General features: G+C 59.6%; 34 protein-coding genes. 27 read left to right on the forward strand and 7 right to left on the reverse strand.

Annotated elements, in window-relative coordinates; genetic code table 11:
• Position 1: 1 nt before the first annotated feature.
• From T8A63_RS15265 to T8A63_RS15360, 20 genes are all read left to right on the forward strand, one after another.
• Entirely contained in the window at positions 2-340 is a 339-nt protein-coding gene (locus tag T8A63_RS15265) for a GPW/gp25 family protein (protein WP_322344308.1), read from the forward strand.
• The gene (locus tag T8A63_RS15270) at positions 337-1,299 is read left to right on the forward strand and encodes a baseplate assembly protein (RefSeq protein WP_322344309.1); all 963 of its coding nucleotides are present in this window, start codon (positions 337-339) and stop codon (positions 1,297-1,299) included. Before T8A63_RS15265 ends, T8A63_RS15270 begins: the two co-directional genes overlap by 4 nt.
• Positions 1,296-1,922, forward strand: coding sequence for a phage tail protein I (locus tag T8A63_RS15275; RefSeq protein WP_322344310.1), 627 nt, complete (start codon positions 1,296-1,298; stop codon positions 1,920-1,922). Before T8A63_RS15270 ends, T8A63_RS15275 begins: the two co-directional genes overlap by 4 nt.
• 3 nt (positions 1,923-1,925) lie before the next feature.
• Positions 1,926-2,735 carry a phage tail protein gene (locus T8A63_RS15280; protein WP_322344311.1) on the forward strand — a complete coding sequence of 270 codons (810 nt, stop codon included), beginning with the start codon at positions 1,926-1,928 and terminating at the stop codon, positions 2,733-2,735.
• A 14-nt stretch (positions 2,736-2,749) separates the two neighbouring features.
• Positions 2,750-3,685 (forward strand): hypothetical protein, encoded by a 936-nt coding sequence (locus T8A63_RS15285; protein ID WP_322344312.1) that lies wholly within the window; start codon positions 2,750-2,752, stop codon positions 3,683-3,685.
• Between the two features lie 2 nt (positions 3,686-3,687).
• Positions 3,688-4,041 carry a hypothetical protein gene (locus T8A63_RS15290; RefSeq protein ID WP_322344313.1) on the forward strand — a complete coding sequence of 118 codons (354 nt, stop codon included), beginning with the start codon at positions 3,688-3,690 and terminating at the stop codon, positions 4,039-4,041.
• On the forward strand, positions 4,038-4,538 hold the full coding sequence (locus T8A63_RS15295) for a hypothetical protein (RefSeq protein WP_322344314.1): 501 nt from the start codon (positions 4,038-4,040) through the stop codon (positions 4,536-4,538). The genes T8A63_RS15290 and T8A63_RS15295 overlap by 4 nt, the downstream gene beginning before the upstream one ends.
• A gap of 3 nt (positions 4,539-4,541) precedes the next feature.
• Positions 4,542-5,297 (forward strand): hypothetical protein, encoded by a 756-nt coding sequence (locus tag T8A63_RS15300; RefSeq protein ID WP_322344315.1) that lies wholly within the window; start codon positions 4,542-4,544, stop codon positions 5,295-5,297.
• 5 nt (positions 5,298-5,302) lie between these two features.
• Entirely contained in the window at positions 5,303-5,905 is a 603-nt protein-coding gene (locus T8A63_RS15305; protein ID WP_322344316.1) for a DUF4376 domain-containing protein, read from the forward strand.
• Between the two features lie 53 nt (positions 5,906-5,958).
• The gene (locus tag T8A63_RS15310) at positions 5,959-6,336 is read left to right on the forward strand and encodes a hypothetical protein (protein ID WP_322344317.1); all 378 of its coding nucleotides are present in this window, start codon (positions 5,959-5,961) and stop codon (positions 6,334-6,336) included.
• A gap of 83 nt (positions 6,337-6,419) precedes the next feature.
• Entirely contained in the window at positions 6,420-7,607 is a 1,188-nt protein-coding gene (locus T8A63_RS15315; RefSeq protein WP_322344318.1) for a phage tail sheath subtilisin-like domain-containing protein, read from the forward strand.
• Positions 7,607-8,113 carry a phage major tail tube protein gene (locus T8A63_RS15320; RefSeq protein WP_322344319.1) on the forward strand — a complete coding sequence of 169 codons (507 nt, stop codon included), beginning with the start codon at positions 7,607-7,609 and terminating at the stop codon, positions 8,111-8,113. Before T8A63_RS15315 ends, T8A63_RS15320 begins: the two co-directional genes overlap by 1 nt.
• Before the next feature lie 9 nt (positions 8,114-8,122).
• Entirely contained in the window at positions 8,123-8,422 is a 300-nt protein-coding gene (locus tag T8A63_RS15325; protein WP_322344320.1) for a phage tail assembly protein, read from the forward strand.
• Between the two features lie 117 nt (positions 8,423-8,539).
• Positions 8,540-10,591 carry a hypothetical protein gene (locus T8A63_RS15330; RefSeq protein ID WP_322344321.1) on the forward strand — a complete coding sequence of 684 codons (2,052 nt, stop codon included), beginning with the start codon at positions 8,540-8,542 and terminating at the stop codon, positions 10,589-10,591.
• The gene (locus T8A63_RS15335) at positions 10,588-10,998 is read left to right on the forward strand and encodes a phage tail protein (protein WP_322344322.1); all 411 of its coding nucleotides are present in this window, start codon (positions 10,588-10,590) and stop codon (positions 10,996-10,998) included. The genes T8A63_RS15330 and T8A63_RS15335 overlap by 4 nt, the downstream gene beginning before the upstream one ends.
• On the forward strand, positions 10,967-11,188 hold the full coding sequence (locus T8A63_RS15340; RefSeq protein WP_322344323.1) for a tail protein X: 222 nt from the start codon (positions 10,967-10,969) through the stop codon (positions 11,186-11,188). Before T8A63_RS15335 ends, T8A63_RS15340 begins: the two co-directional genes overlap by 32 nt.
• Complete coding sequence (locus tag T8A63_RS15345) at positions 11,188-12,186, forward strand: phage late control D family protein (RefSeq protein WP_322345744.1); 999 nt, start codon at positions 11,188-11,190, stop codon at positions 12,184-12,186. Before T8A63_RS15340 ends, T8A63_RS15345 begins: the two co-directional genes overlap by 1 nt.
• 127 nt (positions 12,187-12,313) lie before the next feature.
• Entirely contained in the window at positions 12,314-12,598 is a 285-nt protein-coding gene (locus T8A63_RS15350; protein ID WP_322344324.1) for a hypothetical protein, read from the forward strand.
• A gap of 124 nt (positions 12,599-12,722) precedes the next feature.
• The gene (locus T8A63_RS15355; RefSeq protein ID WP_322344325.1) at positions 12,723-13,400 is read left to right on the forward strand and encodes a hypothetical protein; all 678 of its coding nucleotides are present in this window, start codon (positions 12,723-12,725) and stop codon (positions 13,398-13,400) included.
• On the forward strand, positions 13,397-13,822 hold the full coding sequence (locus tag T8A63_RS15360; protein ID WP_322344326.1) for a hypothetical protein: 426 nt from the start codon (positions 13,397-13,399) through the stop codon (positions 13,820-13,822). Before T8A63_RS15355 ends, T8A63_RS15360 begins: the two co-directional genes overlap by 4 nt.
• Positions 13,823-13,843: 21 nt before the next feature.
• Here T8A63_RS15360 and T8A63_RS15365 read toward each other — a convergent pair whose 3' ends face one another.
• From T8A63_RS15365 to T8A63_RS15380, 4 genes are all read right to left on the reverse strand, one after another.
• The gene (locus tag T8A63_RS15365; RefSeq protein ID WP_322344327.1) at positions 13,844-14,347 is read right to left on the reverse strand and encodes a hypothetical protein; all 504 of its coding nucleotides are present in this window, start codon (positions 14,345-14,347) and stop codon (positions 13,844-13,846) included.
• A 361-nt stretch (positions 14,348-14,708) separates the two neighbouring features.
• Positions 14,709-14,909, reverse strand: a complete 201-nt coding sequence (locus T8A63_RS15370; protein WP_322344328.1) for a hypothetical protein — start codon at positions 14,907-14,909, stop codon at positions 14,709-14,711.
• 15 nt (positions 14,910-14,924) lie between these two features.
• Complete coding sequence (locus T8A63_RS15375) at positions 14,925-15,098, reverse strand: hypothetical protein (RefSeq protein WP_322344329.1); 174 nt, start codon at positions 15,096-15,098, stop codon at positions 14,925-14,927.
• Between the two features lie 71 nt (positions 15,099-15,169).
• A complete protein-coding gene (locus T8A63_RS15380) occupies positions 15,170-15,454 on the reverse strand; it encodes a hypothetical protein (protein ID WP_322344330.1) in 285 nt (94 codons plus the stop codon).
• A gap of 112 nt (positions 15,455-15,566) precedes the next feature.
• On the opposite strand from T8A63_RS15380, the gene T8A63_RS15385 reads away from it, so the two are divergent.
• From T8A63_RS15385 to T8A63_RS15415, 7 genes are all read left to right on the forward strand, one after another.
• Positions 15,567-16,049, forward strand: coding sequence for a hypothetical protein (locus tag T8A63_RS15385; RefSeq protein ID WP_322344331.1), 483 nt, complete (start codon positions 15,567-15,569; stop codon positions 16,047-16,049).
• A 145-nt stretch (positions 16,050-16,194) separates the two neighbouring features.
• The gene (locus tag T8A63_RS15390) at positions 16,195-16,395 is read left to right on the forward strand and encodes a hypothetical protein (RefSeq protein ID WP_322344332.1); all 201 of its coding nucleotides are present in this window, start codon (positions 16,195-16,197) and stop codon (positions 16,393-16,395) included.
• Between the two features lie 172 nt (positions 16,396-16,567).
• A complete protein-coding gene (locus tag T8A63_RS15395; protein WP_322344333.1) occupies positions 16,568-16,861 on the forward strand; it encodes a hypothetical protein in 294 nt (97 codons plus the stop codon).
• A gap of 24 nt (positions 16,862-16,885) precedes the next feature.
• Complete coding sequence (locus T8A63_RS15400) at positions 16,886-17,089, forward strand: hypothetical protein (protein ID WP_322344334.1); 204 nt, start codon at positions 16,886-16,888, stop codon at positions 17,087-17,089.
• 11 nt (positions 17,090-17,100) lie between these two features.
• Complete coding sequence (locus tag T8A63_RS15405) at positions 17,101-17,445, forward strand: hypothetical protein (RefSeq protein ID WP_322344335.1); 345 nt, start codon at positions 17,101-17,103, stop codon at positions 17,443-17,445.
• Between the two features lie 15 nt (positions 17,446-17,460).
• Positions 17,461-17,691, forward strand: a complete 231-nt coding sequence (locus T8A63_RS15410; protein ID WP_322344336.1) for a hypothetical protein — start codon at positions 17,461-17,463, stop codon at positions 17,689-17,691.
• A gap of 9 nt (positions 17,692-17,700) precedes the next feature.
• Positions 17,701-17,865: a hypothetical protein gene (locus T8A63_RS15415; RefSeq protein ID WP_322344337.1), complete on the forward strand. Its 165-nt coding sequence runs from the start codon at positions 17,701-17,703 to the stop codon at positions 17,863-17,865.
• A 126-nt stretch (positions 17,866-17,991) separates the two neighbouring features.
• Here T8A63_RS15415 and T8A63_RS15420 read toward each other — a convergent pair whose 3' ends face one another.
• The 3 genes from T8A63_RS15420 to T8A63_RS15430 all read right to left on the reverse strand — a co-directional run bounded on the left by T8A63_RS15420 (position 17,992) and on the right by T8A63_RS15430 (position 19,907).
• The gene (locus T8A63_RS15420) at positions 17,992-18,138 is read right to left on the reverse strand and encodes a hypothetical protein (protein WP_322344338.1); all 147 of its coding nucleotides are present in this window, start codon (positions 18,136-18,138) and stop codon (positions 17,992-17,994) included.
• A gap of 31 nt (positions 18,139-18,169) precedes the next feature.
• Complete coding sequence (locus T8A63_RS15425; protein WP_322344339.1) at positions 18,170-19,360, reverse strand: tyrosine-type recombinase/integrase; 1,191 nt, start codon at positions 19,358-19,360, stop codon at positions 18,170-18,172.
• A gap of 187 nt (positions 19,361-19,547) precedes the next feature.
• A complete protein-coding gene (locus tag T8A63_RS15430) occupies positions 19,548-19,907 on the reverse strand; it encodes a response regulator (protein WP_322344340.1) in 360 nt (119 codons plus the stop codon).
• Positions 19,908-19,912: the final 5 nt, after the last annotated feature.

Consider the following 19,912-nt stretch of genomic DNA (forward strand, 5'->3'; position numbering starts at 1 on the left):
CATGATTGGCATGAACGCATCGACCGGAGCGCCTCTGGATGGCATTGACCATCTTCGGCAGTCCATCTCCAACATCCTGACTACGCCGGTTGGCAGTCGGGTGATGCGCCGCGACTACGGCAGTGATCTGTACCGCTTGGTGGATGCGCCTCTCAACAGCTCGACCGTGCTGGAAATCTACACCGCGACGGCTGTGGCGATCTCCCGCTGGGAGCCGCGCGTCGAGGTCGAAGAGGTGCGCGCCGTGGATCTCCAACCGGGCCGCATAGAACTGGATGTCGATCTTAGAATGATTGAGGACGGGGCGCCGTTCACGTTGGAGGGGGTTGTTATCCAATGAGCAGATTTGTCGATATTGACCTCGCCCGTCTGCCCGCCATCGATGCCGTCAAGGCTCTCGACTATGAGGGCAATTTGGCCGACCGCATGGCCCGCTTCACCGAGGCAGCACGGGCGGTGGGTATTGAATACGATGCCAGCGCTCTGGAAACAGACCCAGCGGTTATCCTGATGCAGGTCGAGGCGTATTTTGATATCTTGCTGAAGCAGCGGGTCAACGATGCCGCGAAGTCGGTTCGGCTGGCGTATGCATCAGGCCACGACCTCGAGCATATCGCAGCCGAGTTCGGTGTGGCTCGCTTCGATGGCGAGAGCGATGCTAGCCTTCGCCGGCGCAGGCAGCTAGCCGTCGAGGCGTTGTCTACAGCCGGTCCGGAGGGTGCATATCTGTTTTTCGCTCTCGCGGCCCATCCGAACGTGGGTGACGCTGCGATCTATGGCCCGCAATCGGGGCTTTGCGCCCCCGGTCAAGTGCTTGTGGTGACCGCCTCGAAGGATGGAAATGGCGTTCCAGTGCCAGCCGTGCTTGATGCGGTTGCCAATTCTCTGGACGCGCGCACGATCAAGTATGCGGACTACACGTCGCGCACCCGGCAGGTTACGCGCCAGCAAGCGATCCGGCCGCTTACGGATTGGGTCATTATCGAAGCGGCGAATGACTATCCGTTCACGATAGATGCAGTCCTCCAGGTGCCTTATGGCCCCGACATGGAAGTCGTGCGCCGGACCGCACTCACGCGCCTCGGTGCTTATCTCGACAGTCGGCGGAAGGTCGGTATGAAGATATCCGACAGCGCGATAGCAGCCGCGCTTCACGTCACCGATACCTCTGGGGCGGCGATTGTCGATGACGTGAACCTTTACCTTTCCGCGACCGACGCCAACGGCGACATTGACCCCGGCCCAAAGGGGATCGCTCGCGCAGCCGGTATCAACGTTGAAGTGGAGGTTTTGTCTTGAGCAAAGCTGCATCGCTTCTGCCGGTTAATGCGACCGCGTTCGAGCAATCTCTCGCGGCGCCGGCTGATCGCGTTCTAGATATTGACGCGGACATCGTGCGCCGTGTCACCGTCGCTGATGAATGCCCACCGGATCAACTCCCCGCGCTCGCGTGGGAGTATTCCGTTGATGAATGGAGCCCTGCATGGAGCGACGAGCGTAAGCGTGCGGTTATCCGTGCATCGCTTGAAGTCCATCAGAAAAAGGGGACCGCATTCGGCTTGCGCGTCGGCATTGCCGCCGTAGGGCAGGACGTTCAGATTGAGGAATGGTTCGAATACAGCGGTCAGCCGTATCGCTTTCGTCTCGTCATTGATCTCGAGCCTGACGAGATATTCAAGCGCAAGGACACCGAGCTGATCGCCCGCGTAGCGCTGCGGTCGAAGAACGTTCGTTCTCTTCTGGAGTACATCCTGTTCCGCCGAACTCGGACGTGGGCGACGCACGTCGGCGGCGCGATACATTCGCGCCTGACGCGAACTATTGGCCCGTTCGTGGCCGATCTTATCGTTGCGCGGCCCTATGCCCATATCGGCGCAGGGTTGAGCGCCAAAACAGTCACAACCATTTACCCCGGAGCATAAATCATGGGCGCACTTGTTACGCTAGCAGGCCAAGGCAAGATCGCAGGCGCGATTGCCAACGGCACGGACATCGACCTTACAAGAATGGTCGTCGGCGACGGTCTAGGCAACGCTGTTGCCCCCACCGAGACCATGACCGAATTGGTAAATGAGGTTTATGACGTGCAGCTTGCGAGCGTGGCGCGTGATGCTCAAAACGCTAATTGGTTGATCGCTGAAGCGACGATCCCGGAGGCGGCAGGACCGTTTACGGTGCGCGAAGTTGGTCTGGTCGATGGGGACGGTGATCTGTTTGCCGTCGCGGATTATCCGGCGACAGAGAAATTTACAGCAGCGCAGGGCATCGCCACGGCGTTGACGGTTCGGATCATCATCGTGGTCTCCGACACGGCGAACGTGTCTATCCTTTTGAACCCGAGTGACAACGTAATCGCATCGCGCCGGGTTGACACTGGCACCGGCCTGTCCGGGGGCGGCGACTTCACACAGGATCGCACCCACGCGATTGATTGGAGCACGCTTGATACAGCTGACACCATCGACGGCGAGGACACGATTGCTGTCCGTAAGGCGTCGGACGGATCGCACGTCCAGATGGCGCGCGAGGACTTTCTTGCGGGCCTTGGGGCCGGGACCGGCACAATCTCGGGCGGTGCGAATGTCGGAGACGGTGCTGGCGCTGTTTACAAGGGAGCGAGCGGGTCAAACCTGCAATTCCGCAAGATCAAGGCCAGCTCCGGTGTCTCTGTCACGACAACGGGCGACAACGTGGTGGTTGGCCTAACCGATATGGCCGCGCAACTAACCGCCTAATTGGAGAATAACAGATGACCGCATTCAATCCTGATATCCACAAGATCGTCACGGCTTCGGGGCAGAACCTTAACTCTGCGGCCCCGGTCGATGGGCGGGTTGCCCTCGCGCGCCTACTTCAAACGTCCGGTTTTGCGGACATCAAGTTCGGCAACAGCGCGCCGGGCGACACCTCTAAGCTCTGGCACCATGACAGCCAGAATACGTTGAAGCGTTGGAACCCGTTGACCGGCGGTTGGTCGGCGCTGACCGAGGGCCAGTTCGCACTCTGGATGCACTCTAAAATGGTGGGCTCCGCGTCCCCGATGCCGGAGGTCACCCAAGCTGACCGGGTGATGATGCAGGACGTTAGTAGTGGTGAGGCGCGCTATGCGACCGTGCAATCGCTCATGTCCGCAGGCGGCAATCTCGGTTCTGGTCTAATCACCAAAGTCGCGGAGACAAAGGTTACGTCGCCCACATTTAATGTCGACGTTCTCAACGTCACCGGCGCCAAGATTTATCTGGTGCGGACTATTGGCCTGACGCTGCAAAGTCCCCCTACCCACCGCGAAGATTTTTATATGCAACTTGGCAATTCAAGCGGTTGGTTTGATAATTCCGGAGACTATTACGATCCGGCAGTCCCTCATCTACAACTGACCGCGCAGCCGGTTAATTCACCGGCCTTCGATTATATGTATGCGGGGGACATTCTCGACGACCGTATTTTCTCGGGGCTTTTCGTTTTGAAGTTTATGAACGATCCCAACGAGCGAACTGCGATCCACGAGTTGAAAGGCGACATTACGCAACTTCTGGCTATTGAGGAGGAAGTCTCGCAGATCAACGAGGGCGTCGAGGCGGAAATCCGCACGGCAGCTACGGCGGAGGATCGCCTTCGGTTTTCCTGTGAGAGCGATGCTCCCTTTGTCGCGGGCCGTATTCAAGTTTACGCAATCGGAGCCTGACAATGAGCATCCGCGCTGAAATCAACCTTAGCTGCGTGTGCGGCGCGACATGGCAGGAAACCCTTCTGTTTGACGATGTAGAAGGCGAGACTGTAACGGAGATCGACCTGACGGGGTGGGATGCGATATTGTCTATCGACCGTGGCGACCGCATCCTCGAATACACGGTCGCCAGCGGGCACCTGCAGATTGACGGTCCCGCCGGGGCGGTCTCGCTAACCGTTCCGCCTGAAACCACAATCCGTTATCCGAACGGGGGTGCGATGCCCTACGAAATGCGCCTTACTGAGCCAGCAGGCGAGGTGCGTTCATATGTGTCCGGCACGGTGGAAGTCCTCGAAACGGTGCGGCCATGACTTTGCGCGTCACCCGCATTGCGCCGGTACTCGACGGGATCGAAACTGGCGAGGAGCAAGTTGTCGTCACGCAGGCCGTGCGCCTTAAAGGCGACAAGGGCGATACTGGACCACAAGGCGAGACCGGCCCGCGGGGGCCGCAGGGCGTTAAAGGCGAAACCGGATCAGTGGGACCGGAAGGACCGCAAGGCGACACTGGCCCTGTAGGCCCGGAAGGTCCGGCTGGGCCGGAAGGCCCGGAAGGCCCTGCCGGTCCGACCGACTACAATCTGCTGACTAACAAGCCGACATTCGGTGCGCTTGCCGGCAAAGACAAGGTAAACAACGGCGATTGGTCCGGCCAAGATTTGGGGATAAACAATGGCGGAACGGGGGCCAGTTCACCTTCCGGCGCGAGGTCCAATCTTGGGATCGGAAGTATGGCGGAACGAAGCGTAACGATCAGTTCGTCCGACCCTTCGGGCGGCTCGAACGGCGACTTCTGGGCAAAGGTGTAAGGCATGGCCCAGTACGAATACGACATGTCGGCGGGCAACCCGTTCACCCGAGCAAACTATTCCCAAGGTGACACAGTTAGCCTAGTTGCCTCACCGAGCCTTATCGGTGGTCAATCGCTAAAGATAGAACTGGTGGATGGCTTATACCTGGCCAACCTCGACTTGATCCCCGACAACTACCGCGTAGATGGCTTGTCAAACACGGACCTAGAATATTTGATTCTTGTTCGACTGTCCGGGGGGAGTTCCCGAAGCGCGTTCTTGATTCTTGCCTTCGATGACTACTCGGTAAACCTGCGGAATGAAACCAGTGAGACTATCGTTAACCTAAACGTAAACGGAACAGCTGCCTCTGGCATTACGGGCGTAGACCCCGAAGACCAGTGGGTGTGGATGCGCTTCCGAAAGAGGGGTGACAAATGGCATGGTCAGCAGTGGGCGTACGGAACACCCGAGCCTGCGAGCGAAGCCATAACTGCAGACCTCTTTTCGGCATCGAGCAAGTACTTAAACGATGGTTGGACTGTGGTCATAGCGTCCCGGTCCTTCACTCCGATTGATATGACCGCCTTTATCGACTTCATATCGGTCGGCACCTACGGCGACCCGGCCCCACGCGGCAAACTTCAGGAATATTACGTCAAAGACGGCGGCGTCTGGAAGCCGGTTGATACGCTCTACGCGCGCGATGGCGGCGTGTGGAAAGAGGCTGAATATCACGCCCGCGATGGCGGCGTCTGGAAGAAGGTTTACGGCTAGTGGACATGTATGCAGAGGTAAAAGACGGTGTGGTCGTTCGCGTGGGCCAGCGCCCTAAGTGGTTCTACGACGATGGGACGCCAGTCACTGATGAGACACTGGCAGAGCATGGTCGTCTCCCTGTCATAAGTAACCCGCAGCACGATCCTGCAACCGAAGTGGCGCTTGACCGCGATCCTTCTGAATGGACCGTCGAGGCTGACCACGTACTGGTCACTTTCGATGTATCGGCCAAACCCTCGCCCAGCCACAGAGATGTCAATCGTGAGCGGGATCGCAGGCTAGAGCGCGGTGCGCTGGTGGCTATTGATGGCTATGGCTCCATCCCCGTGCAAGGGCGCCCAGCTGATCAAATCAACATGATCGCGCTCGGCGATACGGCGCGGGAGCTACTAGCTGCGGGCCACACGGCAGCGGTGATCCCGTTTCGGGATGCGGATAACGTAATGCATAGCCTTACGCCGGCCCAGGTTCTCGAAATGGTCCGCAAAGGCAAGGAAGCGGCCGCAGAAATCTACGCGGTGTCGTGGGATATGAAGGACGGCACCGGCGAGTTCCCCGATGGCATCCCGTCAGACTATACCGACGATAAGCATTGGTCTGACTGATGCATACCACGCTCGCCTTCTACAAGGCGCCGGGGACTTGGCAGGATGCGGCTGTGCGTTTGATAACGCGCAGCCGTTTTTCGCATTGCGAGCTTGTTGCCATCCAGCCGCAGCCCGGCGGGTCGGCGCGGGCGGTGTCAGCATCGAAGCGCGACGGCAATTGCGTTCGCGAGCGGACGATCCAGTTTCACCGAGGCCATTGGGAGTTCGCGCGGGTCGGCATCGTTATGGGCGAGGCTTGGTCTGCAGCGCTAGACGAAGTCGGTCTGCCCTATGACATTATCGGCGCAGCGCTGTCGGCGCTGCCTGTCGATATCAAGAGCGACCGGGGCTGGTTCTGCTCTGAGCTCTGCGCCTATGCCATCGGGCTGAAGAAGCCGCACACCTACTCGCCGGGTGATCTGGCCGAAGCCTGCGGGCTGGGCCGATAGGCGGCGGGGAACCCGCCAGAGGAAAGGGGCGGCCTTCCTGTCGATGATCGCTGCAACTGGCGGCAATTTTCGAGGCGTATAAAATGGCATTCCTTCACGGCGTTGAAGTGATCGAGGTGGACACCGGCGCGCGGTCGATCCGGACGGTTCGATCTGGTGTAATCGGCATTGTGGGGACCGCGCCTGACGCGGACGCCGCTGCCTTCCCCATAAACACTCCGGTTCTGATTGCGGGTTCGCGTACCGAAGCGGCCAAGCTGGACGCAGTCGGCGATGGTAAAGGCACTCTACCGGCCGCGCTTGATGGCATCTTCGACCAGATCGGCGCGGTCGTGATCGTGGTCCGTGTCGAAGAGGGCGCCGACGAGGACGCTACGCTGGCGAATGTTGCGGGCGGTGTGAACGCAGCTACTGGCAATTATGAGGGCGTCCACGCTCTGGCCGGCGCCGAGTCAGTCGTCGGGCATACCCCCCGCATCCTGATCGCTCCGGGTTGGACGCACCAGCGACCCACCTCGGCCGCGAACCCGGTCGTGTCCGAGCTCGAAGGCATCGCGGCCCGCCTGCGCGCGATCATCGTCGCTGATGGGCCGAACACAACGGACGACGAAGCGCAGACTTACGCGGGCGATTGGGGAACCTCCGGCCGCGTCTACGTGGTCGATCCTTGGGTCAAGGTTTTGGACGGCGATGGCGCTGTCGTGGTCGAGCCGAGCTCGGCGCGGATCGCGGGCGTGATCGCGCGCACCGACAACGACGCCGGCTTCTGGCACTCCCCCTCCAACAAGGGCGTCTTTGGCATCGTCGGGACCGCGCGTCCGGTGGACTTCAAGCTGGGGGATGCGGTTTCCCGCGCCAACCTTTTGAACGAGAATGACGTGGCCACGATCATCCGGCAGGACGGCTTCCGGCTCTGGGGCAACCGAGTGCCGACCGAGGACCCGAAGTGGCAGTTCATCTCGGTGCGCCGGACGGCCGATATTCTCCACGAAAGTCTGCAGCGCGCTCATATGTGGGCCGTGGACCGCAACATCACGAAAACGTATCTGGAGGACGTCGCTGACGGCGTGAACGGGTACATTGCCCAGCTGGTCGAGCTCGGCGCCTTGCTTGGCGGTCGCTGCTTTCCCGACCCGGACCTGAACACTCCCGCGGCCATCGCCGAGGGCAAGGTCTATTTTAACCTCGATTTCACCCCGCCGTATCCGGCCGAGCACATCACGTTCCGCTCGCATCTGGTGGATACCTACATCACGGAGGCTCTTAGCTAATGGCTGCGCGCGATATCCTGAAAAACTTTAACCTGTTCGTGGACGGGCGCGGCTACGCCGGCAACGTCTCCGAATACACCCCGCCCAACCTCGCGGTGCAGACCGAGGATCACCGGGCCGGTGGCATGGACGCGCCGATTGCGCTCGATATGGGGATGGAGGGGCTTGAGGCGTCCTTCGTCCTCACCGCCTATGATTTCGACGTGCTGTCGATCTGGGGCGTCGAGGAAGGCCGGGGCGTCAACTTCACCGCGCGTGGTTCTGTCGAGAGCTACGATGGGACAGTCAAAGCCGCGGTGCATCGCCTGCGCGGCAAGGTGACCCGCATCGAGCGCGGCACCTGGACACCGGGCCAGCCTGCCCGGCTCACCATCACCGTACGCCTCGATGCTTACTCGGAAGAGCTCGGCGGGCGCCAAATTCACGACATCGATGTGCCGAACATGAAGCGCGTGATTAACGGCGTGGATCAGTTGGAAGCGCGGCGCACCGCGCTCGGAATGTAAGGAGGGCGCATGTCCAAAGATCAAAAAGAAAAAAATGGTCTGCCGACCTACATCACCGAAGGGGCCGATGGCTCCTACACAGTCGATCTGGTTCGGGGTCTGGAAATCGCCGGCACGAAGGTGACCAAGCTGAAACTTCGCGAGCCCTCTCTAGAAGATCAGCTGGCATCACAGCAAGCGGGTGGAAGCGCCGACACCGAAATCGCCTTGATCGCCAATCTCGCCGAGATCAGTCCAACCGACCTGCACTCTGCGAAAATGCGGGACTACGCGCGTCTGCAGAAGGCTTTAGATTTTTTTTACGGCTGACCCCGGAGCAGATACGTGCGGGCGCTCTGGCGCTGGCGCGGCACACCGGCTGGGGTCAGTCTGAAATACTTGGGATGCGGGTGTCGCGCTTCCTTTGGTGGATCGAGGGGCTAAGCGATGGCGCAACAAAAACTTAACGCCAGGGTCCAGATCGGCTCGGTGTTGGAGCGTTCGGTTAAGAAGAATATCGGCGTTCTGCGCTCGGGACTTGAGGGCGTAGGCAAAGAGATTAAGGTCGTCACCGACCGACAGAGAGAGCTCTCAAAGCAGCGCAGGATTCTCGAAAAGCAGGGGCGCTCTGTTGAAGCGCTTGATCGCGAGTACGAGGATCTAGGCCGAACGCTCGATAGGCTGCGCGGAAAGCAGGCGCGTTGGACCCGCGCGGCGCAAGCCTCTCAGCGGGTCGGTAATGATTTCCGCACCATGACCAGAGAAGTCGGTCGGGTGGCCAGAAGCACTGCGATCGGCATTGGTGCCGCTGGCGCCGCCGTGGTGGGTATCGCGCGCGGAACGGCAGAAGCTGCACGTGAAGTCGAGCAGATGTCTGCCATGGCGAATGCCAACACAACCGAATTCCAGCGAATGGCTATTGCTGCGGAAAGCGTTGGGATTGAGCAGGACAAGCTCGGCGACATCCTGAAGGATGTGAACGACCGCGTTGGTGATTTTCTCGAAACCGGCGGTGGCCCAATGGCTGACTTCTTCGAGAACATCGCTCCCAAAGTCGGCGTAACGATCGATCAGTTCAAAGAGCTTTCCGGCCCAGAAGCGCTGCAGCTCTACGTCTCAAGCCTTGAAAAGGCGGGCGTCTCTCAGCAGCAAATGACCTTCTACATGGAAGCAATGGCATCGGACTCGACTGCCCTTGTTCCGCTCCTTAAGAACAACGGCGAAGAGCTCAAGCGTCTGGGAGACAATGGTGAGAAAACGGGCCGGGTTCTGGATCGCATCACGATCAAGTCGGCGGCTGAGTTTCGCGCATCTCTCACTGAATTGAAAGGTGGTCTGACGGGCGTTCGCAACACGCTGGGCAAAGAGTTCATGCCGGTCGTCGGTGACGTCATGAGCCGTTTCAATGTCTACCTTCGTGACAACCAAGATGAGGTTAAGAGGTTCGCCGTCGCTGCAGGTGACAAACTTGAGAAGGTCGTACCCATCATTGGCGAAGTTGCGTCGGGCATGGGGAAGGTCGGGGGTAAAGTCGGCGAGGTTATCACCGAGGTGTCCGATATGGTCGGCGGCTGGGAAAACTTCGGCGTAATCATCGGCGGCGCGGTACTGGCAAAAACACTTTCTTCTGTGGGAAAAATGATTGCTTCCGTAGCCCGCTTCGGTGGAGCCATCGTCGGCGTCATTGGCAGTATTGGCGGCATCGGAACGGCAATGAATACTGCGGCGACGACGACGGGCAAAGCTGTTGGCCGAATGAACCGATCTCTTGCTCGCCTGACGATCAGTGGATCTCTGGCGGCCGTGCAAGGCTTCTTAGCGTTGAATGGTGCGCCGGAAAACCCCGAAGAACTTGCAGATTGGCAGAAGAAGAACCGGGAGGGTATGGACAGTTCCTTGCGGGCAACCCCGGGTGTTGGCACGGCTATGAGAGGCTATGATTGGCTCTATGAGAAATGGCACGGCACAACGGCACCCAAAGCTGGCGCGGTCATTGAGACAGGCAAGGTCGGCCTCGGGCCGAGGCTTTCCACACTCGGTTCCTCCGACCGTCCATTCCCTAAAAACCATCCCATGCATCAGGCGCAAAAACGCGCGACCGGCGGGACATTCAGGCCGGGCTGGCGAATGGTTGGGGAGCAAGGGCGGGAACTCGAGTTCGTCAATCGCTCCGGCTTCATCGCCACCAATCGTGCGACCGAGCGCATGGCAGGGTTCGCTAAGAGCGCGCGCGCCGATATGGCTCGGGCTACTCAAAGCATCGCTGATGCGCGGATCGCCAGTGTGGCCGAATCTGCGCGCGCCGATATGGGCAGCGCTCTTGCCGGTGCCTCGGGTGGCTCGGCGGCCGCGTCGATCACGAACCACATTCAGATCAACGCGGCCGGTATGTCTCCGCAGGCGCTCATCGACGAGCTGGAGCGCCGGATGCGCGATGCCTCGGCCGGGGCGCTCTATGACGGGGCGCGCGGCTATGGCCAGTACGGGGGCGTGGCATGAGTGACCCGATGATGCAGCTGGGCGCATTCCAGTTCTCGATCTCCACCGCGGCCTATCAAGAGCTCTCGCGCGGTTCCGAATACCGCTGGTCCTCGCAGGAGCGGATCGGCGCAAACGACGCGCTGCAGTTCACCGGGCGCCCTGCCGAAACGCTGGAGCTACGGGGCGTGATCTATCCGCACTACAAGGGTGGGCTCGATCAAGTGACCCGCATGCGCGCGCAGGCATCCCTCGGGGCGCCTCTGCCGCTGCTGTCCAGCGGGGGGCGCGTCATGGGCGCGTGGGTGATCGAGAGCGTCCGCGAGGGGCAGCGGATATTCGAGCGGGGCGGTGCGCCGCTCCGGCAGGAGTTTGATCTACGATTGAGGCGGTACGATGGCGGGCTCCGATCCCTACTACCAATCTAAAGAAGGCGACACGGTCGACCTGATCGTTTGGAAGCACTACGGCCGGCAGTCCGATGGTCTGGTCGAAGCCGTGCTTGCCGCGAACCGCGGGCTTGCGGCTCTGGGGCCGATACTGCCGCTCGGCACTAAGGTGGTCCTGCCGCCTGCCGAAGAGCCGCGCGCGCAGGAGGCTGTGCGGCTGTGGGGCTGATGGATTTTAAGCCTTCGTTTCGGGTCGAGGTGGACGGGGAGGATATCACCGGCCTGCTGACCGACCGGCTCGTCTCTCTGCAGCTGTCCGACGCCGCCGGGGTCCAATCCGACCGGGTGTCGATCACGCTCTCCGATAGCTCTCTGTTCGCCCGGCTGGAAGAGCCGCCCACCGGGGCCGAGGTGAAGGTCTGGCTCGGCTATGGGCTGCGCCAGAAGTACATGGGGCTGTTCATCGCCGACCGGGTCGAAATCGGCGGTCCTCCCGATCAAATGACGATCACGGCCGTGGCGTCGGTTCATGGCGAGACCACCTCGGGCAAGACCGCGCTGACCGAGCAGCGTTCTCGGTCGTGGCCGGCCGATACGGGGCTGGGCGCCATGGTGCAAAAGATCGCGGGCGAGCATGGTATGCGCGCGGCCGTCTCCGGCTCTCTCGCCGATATCAAGCTGCCCCACATCGACCAAGTGGACGAGAGCGACATCCACCTCCTGTCGCGGGTGGCGCGAGACCTGGACGCAATCGCCAAGCCCGGGGACGGGCAGCTGATCCTCGCCAAGCGTGGCGAAAGCCTGACCGTCTCCGGCCAGCCTATGCCTTCGATCCCGGTCGCGCTGGACGATGTGTCGTCGTGGCGGTCGAGCCGATCTCTGCGGGAGCCTGACGGGCAGGTGATCGCGGTCTGGCATGATTTGGACGCGGGCGAAGCCGTCGAGTGCTTTGCGGGTTCCGGCAAGCCGGTCAAGCGGTTGAAGGAGCGGTATCCCTCCCGCGAAGCGGCGCAGCGCGCTGCCGATGCCGAGTATCGCAGGGCCGCGCGGGCGGGGCGAAGCCTGCAGTTGCAAATGCCCGGCAACCCCGATCTGGTCGCCGAGGGGCGCGTGGTCCTCTCGGGGTTCCGGTCGTACATCGATGGTGCGTGGCTGGTGACGCGCGTCGATCATTCCCTCGACAGCGGCGGCTACCGCTGTTCGGTCGTTTGCGAGCCGCCGGAATAAACAATCCCGGCGAAGCGGCAGCCGACAAACGCCGCTCCTATTTGTCGGTATCGAAGCCGCGCAAGCCGCCAGAGTGAACCCCAAGCTAGGCGAGGCATTCTAGCCTAGCAACATGGAGACTAGCCACATGCCCCGACATACCACTCTTATCATTTCCTCGACGGGTTGGACCGAGATCACGAATGCCGATGTCACCTCCTTAACGTTTCAGAACATCAGCGGTGAGGACCTACTCGTTGCAGGCGCCCCGGATGCGGACCCACCGGCCAACGAAGACGGCGCGCTAATTTATCAACCCATGCAGGGGGAGCTAAATGTCGCGATTGATGATTTGTTCCCCGGCATTTCTGCCGTTCGACTATTTGCAAAAACCCGGAAGTCGGTAACTAAAGTAACGGTCAGCCATGCTTAATAGCCCGTTCACGAAATCTCCACGCTTTTCACCCTTTGGCTCGCGCGCGCGACGGTTCTCCCCCGCATCCCTATTCCGTGACGGCTCTCAGGGCATCTGGTATGATCCGTCTGACCTGTCGACCATGTTCCAAGACGCGGCAGGCACCACACCTGTAACGGCACCGGGGCAACCTGTGGGGCTGATGCTGGATAAGAGCGGCAACGGCCACCACGCCAGCCAAGCCACTGCCTCCAAGCGGCCCACATACCAGACAGACGGAACGCTGCACTACCTCTCCTTCGACGGGGTGGATGATGCTATGCAGACTGCGGATATCGACTTCACTGGCACAGACGAAATGAGCGTGTTTGCTGGGGTGCGGAGGCTGAGTGGTTCAACAGCAGCATTTGTTGAGCTTGGTGCTTCTGGTACGGGTAGTCACCGCTACGCTCTTTATGCGAACAATCCAAGCGGGGTATTTTCTTTCACTGGTCGAGGTAGCGCCGCAGCACACCCGGACCAACTCGCCCAGTCGTCTTTTTCGGCTACCCCTGATAGCGCGGTTGTTTCTGCGTTTGGGAATATATCCGCAGCGGCAAACTCAATTCGTAAGAACGGCGTTGAAGGCAGCGTGGCGAGTTGGGATCAAGGCGTAGGTTCGTATGGTGACGATCTGCTAAACATAGGCGCAAGGAACCAAACCAGCCTATTCTTCAACGGCCACCTCTACGGCCTAACGATTGTGGGCAAGACAACCACAGACGCAGAGATTGCCAACACAGAACGCCACCTCGCTGGCAAGACAGGGGTGACGCTATGAGACTGACAATCATTTGCCCCGAAGCACACCGTGAGGATGCGAACCAACTCGCAATGGTCCTTGGCTATGGTCCTGCCGATGCAGCGACATATGGAGAAGCAAGCTGGCAAGACACGGAGGGTAATCGTTATGCCGCTGCATCGCTGGACGTTGCTCCTGTGCTTGTCTCTGACGCTACGTCTACGCTTGAGCGGCCTGTGTGGGATACCGAAAACAGCGACGAGGATGGTGTAGGCTACCAGATCAACATGGCAGGCGCTGAGAGGGCGCAGGCATTGGTTAGCATATGGGGGCTAGGTGAGGACGAACCCGATCCTGTGGCCGATCCGAACACCATCCTCGCGATGTTCCATGATGAGCCATTGGCGATCTTGGCTCGGGCTGGGGTGGCGCGGGTCGCAGAAGAGCGTGCAATGACGTGACCCAATGCTTCACTGGGATACCTAAGTGCCAGCGATCAGTTCTGCGTCAATAGCCTCAATAGCAGGGCGGTGTAGTTTTCGCAGGTACTGAGTCTTCCAAGGACTGACTGGCGTATAGTCCAATTTCTTACCAGTGGGATCATTATATGTATCGGTTTCTGGATCGTGCACCCAACTTACAGTAATACTGACGCCACTTCCGTTGCCGAAGTAGCCGTGCCAGCCAGGGCGTTCGGTTGGTCGAACGCTATCAATTGATGTTACAATAAAAGTAGGATTTTTGCGTTCGATATGTTTGATCGCGTTGGATGCGCTGCGAATAATTTTGAAGGGTTCACAGTACGCCTCTATCCCATCTTTAAATCCGACGTCTTTGTCCTTCCCGTTGAGCCTGTAGGATACAACTGACGCATAGACATCAATCGCTAGAATGAGAGCGTAAGCATCTGGCCGGGAGTTGTTGTTCTCTTCAAACCTTTGAGCCAATACCTCAAGGATTTCATTTCTGTATTCTTTCGGTCCCATATTCTGCTCTCCAGATGCGGATGCCACCGCTCTTAAAAATGCTTATTGTAAACCAGAAAACAGCATTTTGCTATAATGACGGTGCCACTACTTCTCTAGCTGCATGATGCTGAATAAGTGCCCTGAACACGCGAAGGGCGGTTAAGCTGAAAGATTGGATAATCGACTTTTTCAACCAGGCACCACTCATATCGAGGTGAAATGCTGGTCCTGTGGCCACAGCGTAACGCTCAGGCCCGGAGACGTGCCGGAAGGTATCACCGATTACGATTTCGAGAAGCGGGCCACCTGCCGATGCGGCACCGGGTGGCCCTATGTAGTCAAGTTTCCAAAGAAGAAGTCGCTGACGATGTGACCGGGGTTAGTTGGACGCGGCTTCCGCCGCCTTCCGTGCGTGGTTCTTGATGATGTCGCCGAGGTGGTCGGCTTGCTCTGCGCCGAGCTTCCACCAGCGAAACGTTTCGCCGTCCGCAGCGAGCCATGAGAGGAGGACGTTGCCATCCTCTGTGGCTTCAACTTCGACGCGCCCGCCGCCCTCTGCCGTATCCGCGTTGATCTTCATGGGTTCCTCCGGGGGTTACTGGATTGTGGATTTTGCGGCTTTCACCGGGTCGATGATCGAAGGCGCGCCGATAATCGCATCTTCAAAATCGAAGTCGTCATCGCCCATTTCGATGTGCCAATCACGGAAGCCGCCCTCGGAGATGTAGAGGCCCAATGAGGTGGGCTGCCTGCCATGTGTCTTTGCCATCTCATCCCAGAATGTCCGTGACTTCTTTGCGCTTTTGGGCGGACGTGAAGTGTAGTGAAATATGCAGCGCATCAGGTGGCCACCTCGTAGACGTAGCCGCCCTTTGCGCGGCGAGTGCTGCCCAAGTTTCTGGGGTAAATACGGATGCGTCCCGCCAGCAGTGCCGCGTCGATCTGCGCCTGGACGAACTCGGCGGGCGTTGCGCGAAACCATCTGACGACTTGCGCGGATGTTACCGGCGTCTTGCGTGGGCCGCGGATGCCGCGAACGAAACGTATAATTTCGCTTTGGCAGGCTTTTGCCCCGTCGATCTTGAGGCCGGGGGCGCTGTAGTCGATTGCGTGTGCGGTTTGCATTGCTCGTCTCCAGATTGCGTCTTTCTGTATGATGTAAGATAACATTGCCGCTTGACCCGCGCAACGCCTTTCTTTACTTTGTAAGAAAATTGAAAGAAAGCAGCGCGATCCAATGCCCAGTAAGGAAACCCCGTCCAAATCCAACAAGTTCGCCTTGGTGACGCTGCATCCGTGGCTTCCGAGCGAGGCAACGCAGATCGCGCAGGCCCGCACATGGGGCATCCCCGAGGACTTACTGGGCGAGGCCGATGTGTCGCCGGTATTCGTTGAGGACGTGCGCAAAGCCAAGAGAACGACAAATTGGCCGGGCAAGTTGCCCCTGCGCGCTGACTTCTTCAAGCGCATGGCGGCGCTTAAGCTCAATGGCGGGCAGGTGTTTTTCTCTACGCCACTCGCGGTCGGGTTCTCCGAGAAACACGCGCGGCATACCCTCGATCAGTGCTTCGGCATTGGCATGTCGGTCTATATCCACACGCTGAAAGACAACGGCCCGGCGCTATTCATGCCGGGTGACGATATGGCCGAGTTCATCGCCTCCGTGGGGGCGCTGGCAAACGCAGCAGCGGTGCGGGCAACTCGCGCCCGGAAGTCTTAACAGGAGCGGAGCGATGTCAAAGAAGGAAGATGATCGTATCGATCGGTGCGAAAAATGCGGGGCTGGGCCGCTTGGCAATTGTGGCTACCACGGTTGCGAGACGCCGCGCGGCACATGCCCGCTCGCGTCCAAATAGGAGCGGGCGATGAAGTGGCGAGGCGAAACGCAAGATCAATGGGTGAAACGCATGGCGACGTGGCGGCGCTGGTTTGCTTGGCACCCTGTGCAGATGGATAATGGCGACTGGGTTTGGCTGCAATCGGTCGAACGGATTGTTGATCACTACCGGGGGCCATTCTTGAGGCTTGATTGTGTCTATCGCTACCGCACAACCGTGACCCAATAGGAGAGACTTATGCCCGTTGAGCATGTTCGATTTGACCGTCTTTGGCCTGCTCGCCGCCGTGCTTGGCGCGACCACTACATTGCTAAGGGCGCGAGCGTTCAAAAGGCGGAGCGGCTTGCTACGTTGAAACGAACCAAGGCCAGTTGGCCGCAATCCCAAAAGGAGAACGATCATGGTTGACCTGCATCAACTTGCCAACACGCCGGGATGGGGCAAAGCGCACAGTCAGCTTTGCCGCGATGGACACCCGACTGAACGGCCCAGATCGGAGGGCCTGATCGAGTATCGCGTAAATCTGGAGGGGCCACGTGGGGACAAGGCAACGCTAGAAGTTATGGCCGAAAGTGTTTCGGATGCTGTGACGCAAGCAAAGAATAGCGCGTGGCACTTCGATATTTTGGAGGTCGACCCATACGTGGACGAGGACGACGATATTCAAGTCGTGAGCGTTTCCGCTTTTGACTGAATCGATCCAACAAAGGAGCGCGACATGGCGACGATTGAAGCCCTAAACCGCAGCCTGCGCATCATTCTGCTGGATGATGGCAAAACGTACCCCATCACAAACTGGTTCGACAACTGCGGCAACGACTGTGACCCAGACGAAGCTGAATTTGCAGTCGCCGGACCAGATACAAATGGGAAATGGTACACGATTGAACTTGGTGCTTATTCGCACCTTGGAATACATTGAAGGAGCGAGGCATGGGTGTATGGCCTGATTTCGAAGCGCCGCCACAATACGAGGACGCAGCACCGGGCTGGGAGGATACAGCGCTGCCCGACTTTCGACTGATCTGGGCTGTCGCACGCAAGCTCGGCTATTCTGTTGGCCTCCATGGCTCAATGAAGCGTGATTGCGATCTGATCGCGGCACCTTGGACCGTCACTGCCGGTTCGGATGAGTATTTGGTCGAAGCCCTCTGCACATGCCTCAATGCGTGCGTCATTGGTGAGCCAGAGGAAAAGCCGCATGGGCGGCGCGCGTGGTCACTTCAAGTCGATGGATATGTGAAAACGATTGATCTTTCGGTTATGCCGAGAGTCTGAATAGGAGCAAGGTCTATGTCCTACCTGCGGTATAGAGAGAAATACGGTGATGTGCTGATCGACCTAGAGGGCATTCGGTTCGTCAAAGAGGTCGGCGCAAACCCTGCGGGCGGCTGGCCGCGCCAAGATAATGGCGAGATTACCTATTCAGATGGGTTTGTCCTGCCGGTTTCGCGCGGTTGCGCTCAGGCGGTGCAGGAGGCGTTCAAATCTAGGACCGTTCCCGTAACCACGAAGTCCACATAGGAGGGCGACGTGACCAAAGCAGAGCAAGACGCCCTTGAATGGCTGCGAACAATCGGCAGACCGATGAAGTCTAGCGTTGATGGCATGAATGCGGCGTATCGCTCGCTGTGTCGTCAAGGGCTGGCGCGTTGCCGGTTTATCCGTGGCGAGTTTTACTACGAGGCAAAAGCATGACCCGCTGGCAGCTGCTCGGATGCTTTCTCGGGTTCCATGACTTCAAACTGGCGCCATACCGGAATTGGCCGGTTGGCCGTTACAGGTGCCGCCATTGCGGCAAAGACCCGGCTGCTTGATTACTCGTCACCTCCGCTTCTTCAGCGTAACCTTCGGCGGCGGCTCCCCCGTCCTGACCAGCTGCTGCACCATGCCGTAGGGGCCGAGGCTCCCGTAGCATTCGTCAATCTCGGCTGCGATCTTCTCGCGGAGCTCTTTTTCGGCGTCGGTCATGCCGGCGCCGATCCGGACGCAGATACCTGGACTAAGTTCCGCGCAGCTGTGTGACGGTCGCCGCTCCTTCTCCTGTCACAAACCGCGCCCATGCCTCCATGACCAGCCGTCGCCGATCCAGTAGGTCGGATCGCGCGTAGGCGCGCTGTACCTTGGTATTGATCGCGTGGCCGAGGATCGTCTCCGCTACCTCGAATGAGCAGGCGTCGGTGTCCTGTACCCATGTGCGAAAGCTGGTCCTGAACCCGTGGGGCCGACCCGCCTCGCCGATACTGTCGAGGTGCTTTTCCAGCCCGCGGCTCGTCACCGGGCGCCCTCTTAAGCCGGTGAACATCAAGCCGCTGTGGATCTGTGCCTGCTCGTCTGCAATCCGCTGAAGCTCGTCCGTCACCGGAACGCGGAAATCGTCCGTCTTGTTTCGCAGTCCTTTGACCCGCTCGGCCGGGACGGTCCAGATGCTGTCCTCGATCTCGTCCAGATGCGCGCCGCGGGCCGCATCCGATCTGACCATCGTTAGAATGATCCAGCGCAAGCATTGCGCCACGTCGCTTTTCGTCTCCGAGAGCCGGGCGTAAAGCGCCGGGATTTCCTGCCACGGTGTCGCCGGGATGGGCGTCGGGATGTACTCGACCGCGCCCAGCACTTCCTTGGCGGCGTCGACAGTGAACGGGTCGCAGTCGTGTCCCATGAGTTTCGCCTTGGAAAAGACGAGGCGCGTCCTCTGGTATGCCTTGACCGACACGCTGGGCTTGGTGTGCCAGATCGGTGCCATCGCGCCTTGAACGTCCTGTACCGTGATCTGGGATATCGGCTTGCGGCCGATCTTGGGGATGATGTGGGTGTCGAGGGCGCTGCGCCATTTGCCGCGCTTCCCGTCGCCGCGCAGTGTCGCCTTCCGAGCCTCGAACACCATATCGACCATCTGCGCGAATGTCGGGTCCGCGCGCTGGGCGGCGAGGGCGTCGGCTTCCCTCTGCTGTCTGCGCACCGATATAGGGTCGCGGCCCTCTCGGAGCTCCGCTGCCCATCGGTCGCGGATTTTCCGCGCCTCGGCGAGCGTCACGGCTGGCCAGCTGCCCAGCCCCATCTCTTTGCGCTTGCCCCATATCGAGTAGCGGTAGACCCAGCTGCCCCGCTCCCCCTTCTTGAGCAGCCGCAGTCCGTTCCCGTCCTCGTGCTTTCCGTCCGGCGCCTTCTTGATACCCATCGCAGTGAGCGGCATTCCGTTCCCCCAATTGTTCCCCCAAGCTGGGGCGCGCTTCGGTGATCCCGCAAGCGCCAACATGCGACAGTTTTATCCGCGATGTGCCTGATAAATAAAGGGCAAATGCTCCCGGCTGCGCCGCGCTGCGACAGGGGGTAGGTTCCTTCAGGGAGCGCCAATTTCCGCCACGCCTACCTGCGCCCACTTACCCGCGCGCGAAATCGTCAATCGCTGCTGCGATCAGATGCGGAAATGTGGGCTTGCCGAGCATGGCAATCGGCTCAAGCGCTCTCAGCCGTGTTTGGGTCTGTTCGTCCAGATTGCCGCTCATGAAGATGCAGCGGATACTGTATTGGCTTAGCAACCACTGCGCGAGGTCCTCGCCGGATTCTCCATTCGCCAGTCGCAGGTCCATGAACGCCAAGTCCGGACGAGACTGCGCCACCACCTCCCGGCAAGCCGCGAAATCCTTGACCGGGCCAAGAACGGAATGCTGAAGCTGTTCGATCTGCATCTGAAGATCCAAGGCAATCAGAAATTCATCTTCGACGATCAGGATATTCATCGGGG

The organism is Sulfitobacter sp. OXR-159 (assembly GCF_034377145.1).
Taxonomy (GTDB): domain Bacteria; phylum Pseudomonadota; class Alphaproteobacteria; order Rhodobacterales; family Rhodobacteraceae; genus Sulfitobacter.

Coding starts and splice junctions, on each gene's coding strand:
- T8A63_RS15340 (WP_322344323.1), top strand. CDS start 10,967: ATGGCGGGCTCCGATCCCTACTACCAATCTAAAGAAGGCGACACGGTC.
- T8A63_RS15280 (WP_322344311.1), top strand. CDS start 1,926: ATGGGCGCACTTGTTACGCTAGCAGGCCAAGGCAAGATCGCAGGCGCG.
- T8A63_RS15295 (WP_322344314.1), top strand. CDS start 4,038: ATGACTTTGCGCGTCACCCGCATTGCGCCGGTACTCGACGGGATCGAA.
- T8A63_RS15305 (WP_322344316.1), top strand. CDS start 5,303: ATGTATGCAGAGGTAAAAGACGGTGTGGTCGTTCGCGTGGGCCAGCGC.
- T8A63_RS15400 (WP_322344334.1), top strand. CDS start 16,886: ATGGCGACGATTGAAGCCCTAAACCGCAGCCTGCGCATCATTCTGCTG.
- T8A63_RS15270 (WP_322344309.1), top strand. CDS start 337: ATGAGCAGATTTGTCGATATTGACCTCGCCCGTCTGCCCGCCATCGAT.
- T8A63_RS15360 (WP_322344326.1), top strand. CDS start 13,397: ATGAGACTGACAATCATTTGCCCCGAAGCACACCGTGAGGATGCGAAC.
- T8A63_RS15385 (WP_322344331.1), top strand. CDS start 15,567: ATGCCCAGTAAGGAAACCCCGTCCAAATCCAACAAGTTCGCCTTGGTG.
- T8A63_RS15290 (WP_322344313.1), top strand. CDS start 3,688: ATGAGCATCCGCGCTGAAATCAACCTTAGCTGCGTGTGCGGCGCGACA.
- T8A63_RS15330 (WP_322344321.1), top strand. CDS start 8,540: ATGGCGCAACAAAAACTTAACGCCAGGGTCCAGATCGGCTCGGTGTTG.
- T8A63_RS15265 (WP_322344308.1), top strand. CDS start 2: ATGATTGGCATGAACGCATCGACCGGAGCGCCTCTGGATGGCATTGAC.
- T8A63_RS15335 (WP_322344322.1), top strand. CDS start 10,588: ATGAGTGACCCGATGATGCAGCTGGGCGCATTCCAGTTCTCGATCTCC.
- T8A63_RS15300 (WP_322344315.1), top strand. CDS start 4,542: ATGGCCCAGTACGAATACGACATGTCGGCGGGCAACCCGTTCACCCGA.
- T8A63_RS15345 (WP_322345744.1), top strand. CDS start 11,188: ATGGATTTTAAGCCTTCGTTTCGGGTCGAGGTGGACGGGGAGGATATC.
- T8A63_RS15285 (WP_322344312.1), top strand. CDS start 2,750: ATGACCGCATTCAATCCTGATATCCACAAGATCGTCACGGCTTCGGGG.
- T8A63_RS15405 (WP_322344335.1), top strand. CDS start 17,101: ATGGGTGTATGGCCTGATTTCGAAGCGCCGCCACAATACGAGGACGCA.
- T8A63_RS15355 (WP_322344325.1), top strand. CDS start 12,723: ATGTTCCAAGACGCGGCAGGCACCACACCTGTAACGGCACCGGGGCAA.
- T8A63_RS15430 (WP_322344340.1), bottom strand. CDS start 19,907: ATGAATATCCTGATCGTCGAAGATGAATTTCTGATTGCCTTGGATCTT.
- T8A63_RS15320 (WP_322344319.1), top strand. CDS start 7,607: ATGGCTGCGCGCGATATCCTGAAAAACTTTAACCTGTTCGTGGACGGG.
- T8A63_RS15425 (WP_322344339.1), bottom strand. CDS start 19,360: ATGCCGCTCACTGCGATGGGTATCAAGAAGGCGCCGGACGGAAAGCAC.
- T8A63_RS15350 (WP_322344324.1), top strand. CDS start 12,314: ATGCCCCGACATACCACTCTTATCATTTCCTCGACGGGTTGGACCGAG.
- T8A63_RS15365 (WP_322344327.1), bottom strand. CDS start 14,347: ATGGGACCGAAAGAATACAGAAATGAAATCCTTGAGGTATTGGCTCAA.
- T8A63_RS15315 (WP_322344318.1), top strand. CDS start 6,420: ATGGCATTCCTTCACGGCGTTGAAGTGATCGAGGTGGACACCGGCGCG.
- T8A63_RS15410 (WP_322344336.1), top strand. CDS start 17,461: ATGTCCTACCTGCGGTATAGAGAGAAATACGGTGATGTGCTGATCGAC.
- T8A63_RS15325 (WP_322344320.1), top strand. CDS start 8,123: ATGTCCAAAGATCAAAAAGAAAAAAATGGTCTGCCGACCTACATCACC.
- T8A63_RS15375 (WP_322344329.1), bottom strand. CDS start 15,098: ATGGCAAAGACACATGGCAGGCAGCCCACCTCATTGGGCCTCTACATC.
- T8A63_RS15380 (WP_322344330.1), bottom strand. CDS start 15,454: ATGCAAACCGCACACGCAATCGACTACAGCGCCCCCGGCCTCAAGATC.
- T8A63_RS15420 (WP_322344338.1), bottom strand. CDS start 18,138: ATGACCGACGCCGAAAAAGAGCTCCGCGAGAAGATCGCAGCCGAGATT.
- T8A63_RS15395 (WP_322344333.1), top strand. CDS start 16,568: ATGGTTGACCTGCATCAACTTGCCAACACGCCGGGATGGGGCAAAGCG.
- T8A63_RS15390 (WP_322344332.1), top strand. CDS start 16,195: ATGAAGTGGCGAGGCGAAACGCAAGATCAATGGGTGAAACGCATGGCG.
- T8A63_RS15370 (WP_322344328.1), bottom strand. CDS start 14,909: ATGAAGATCAACGCGGATACGGCAGAGGGCGGCGGGCGCGTCGAAGTT.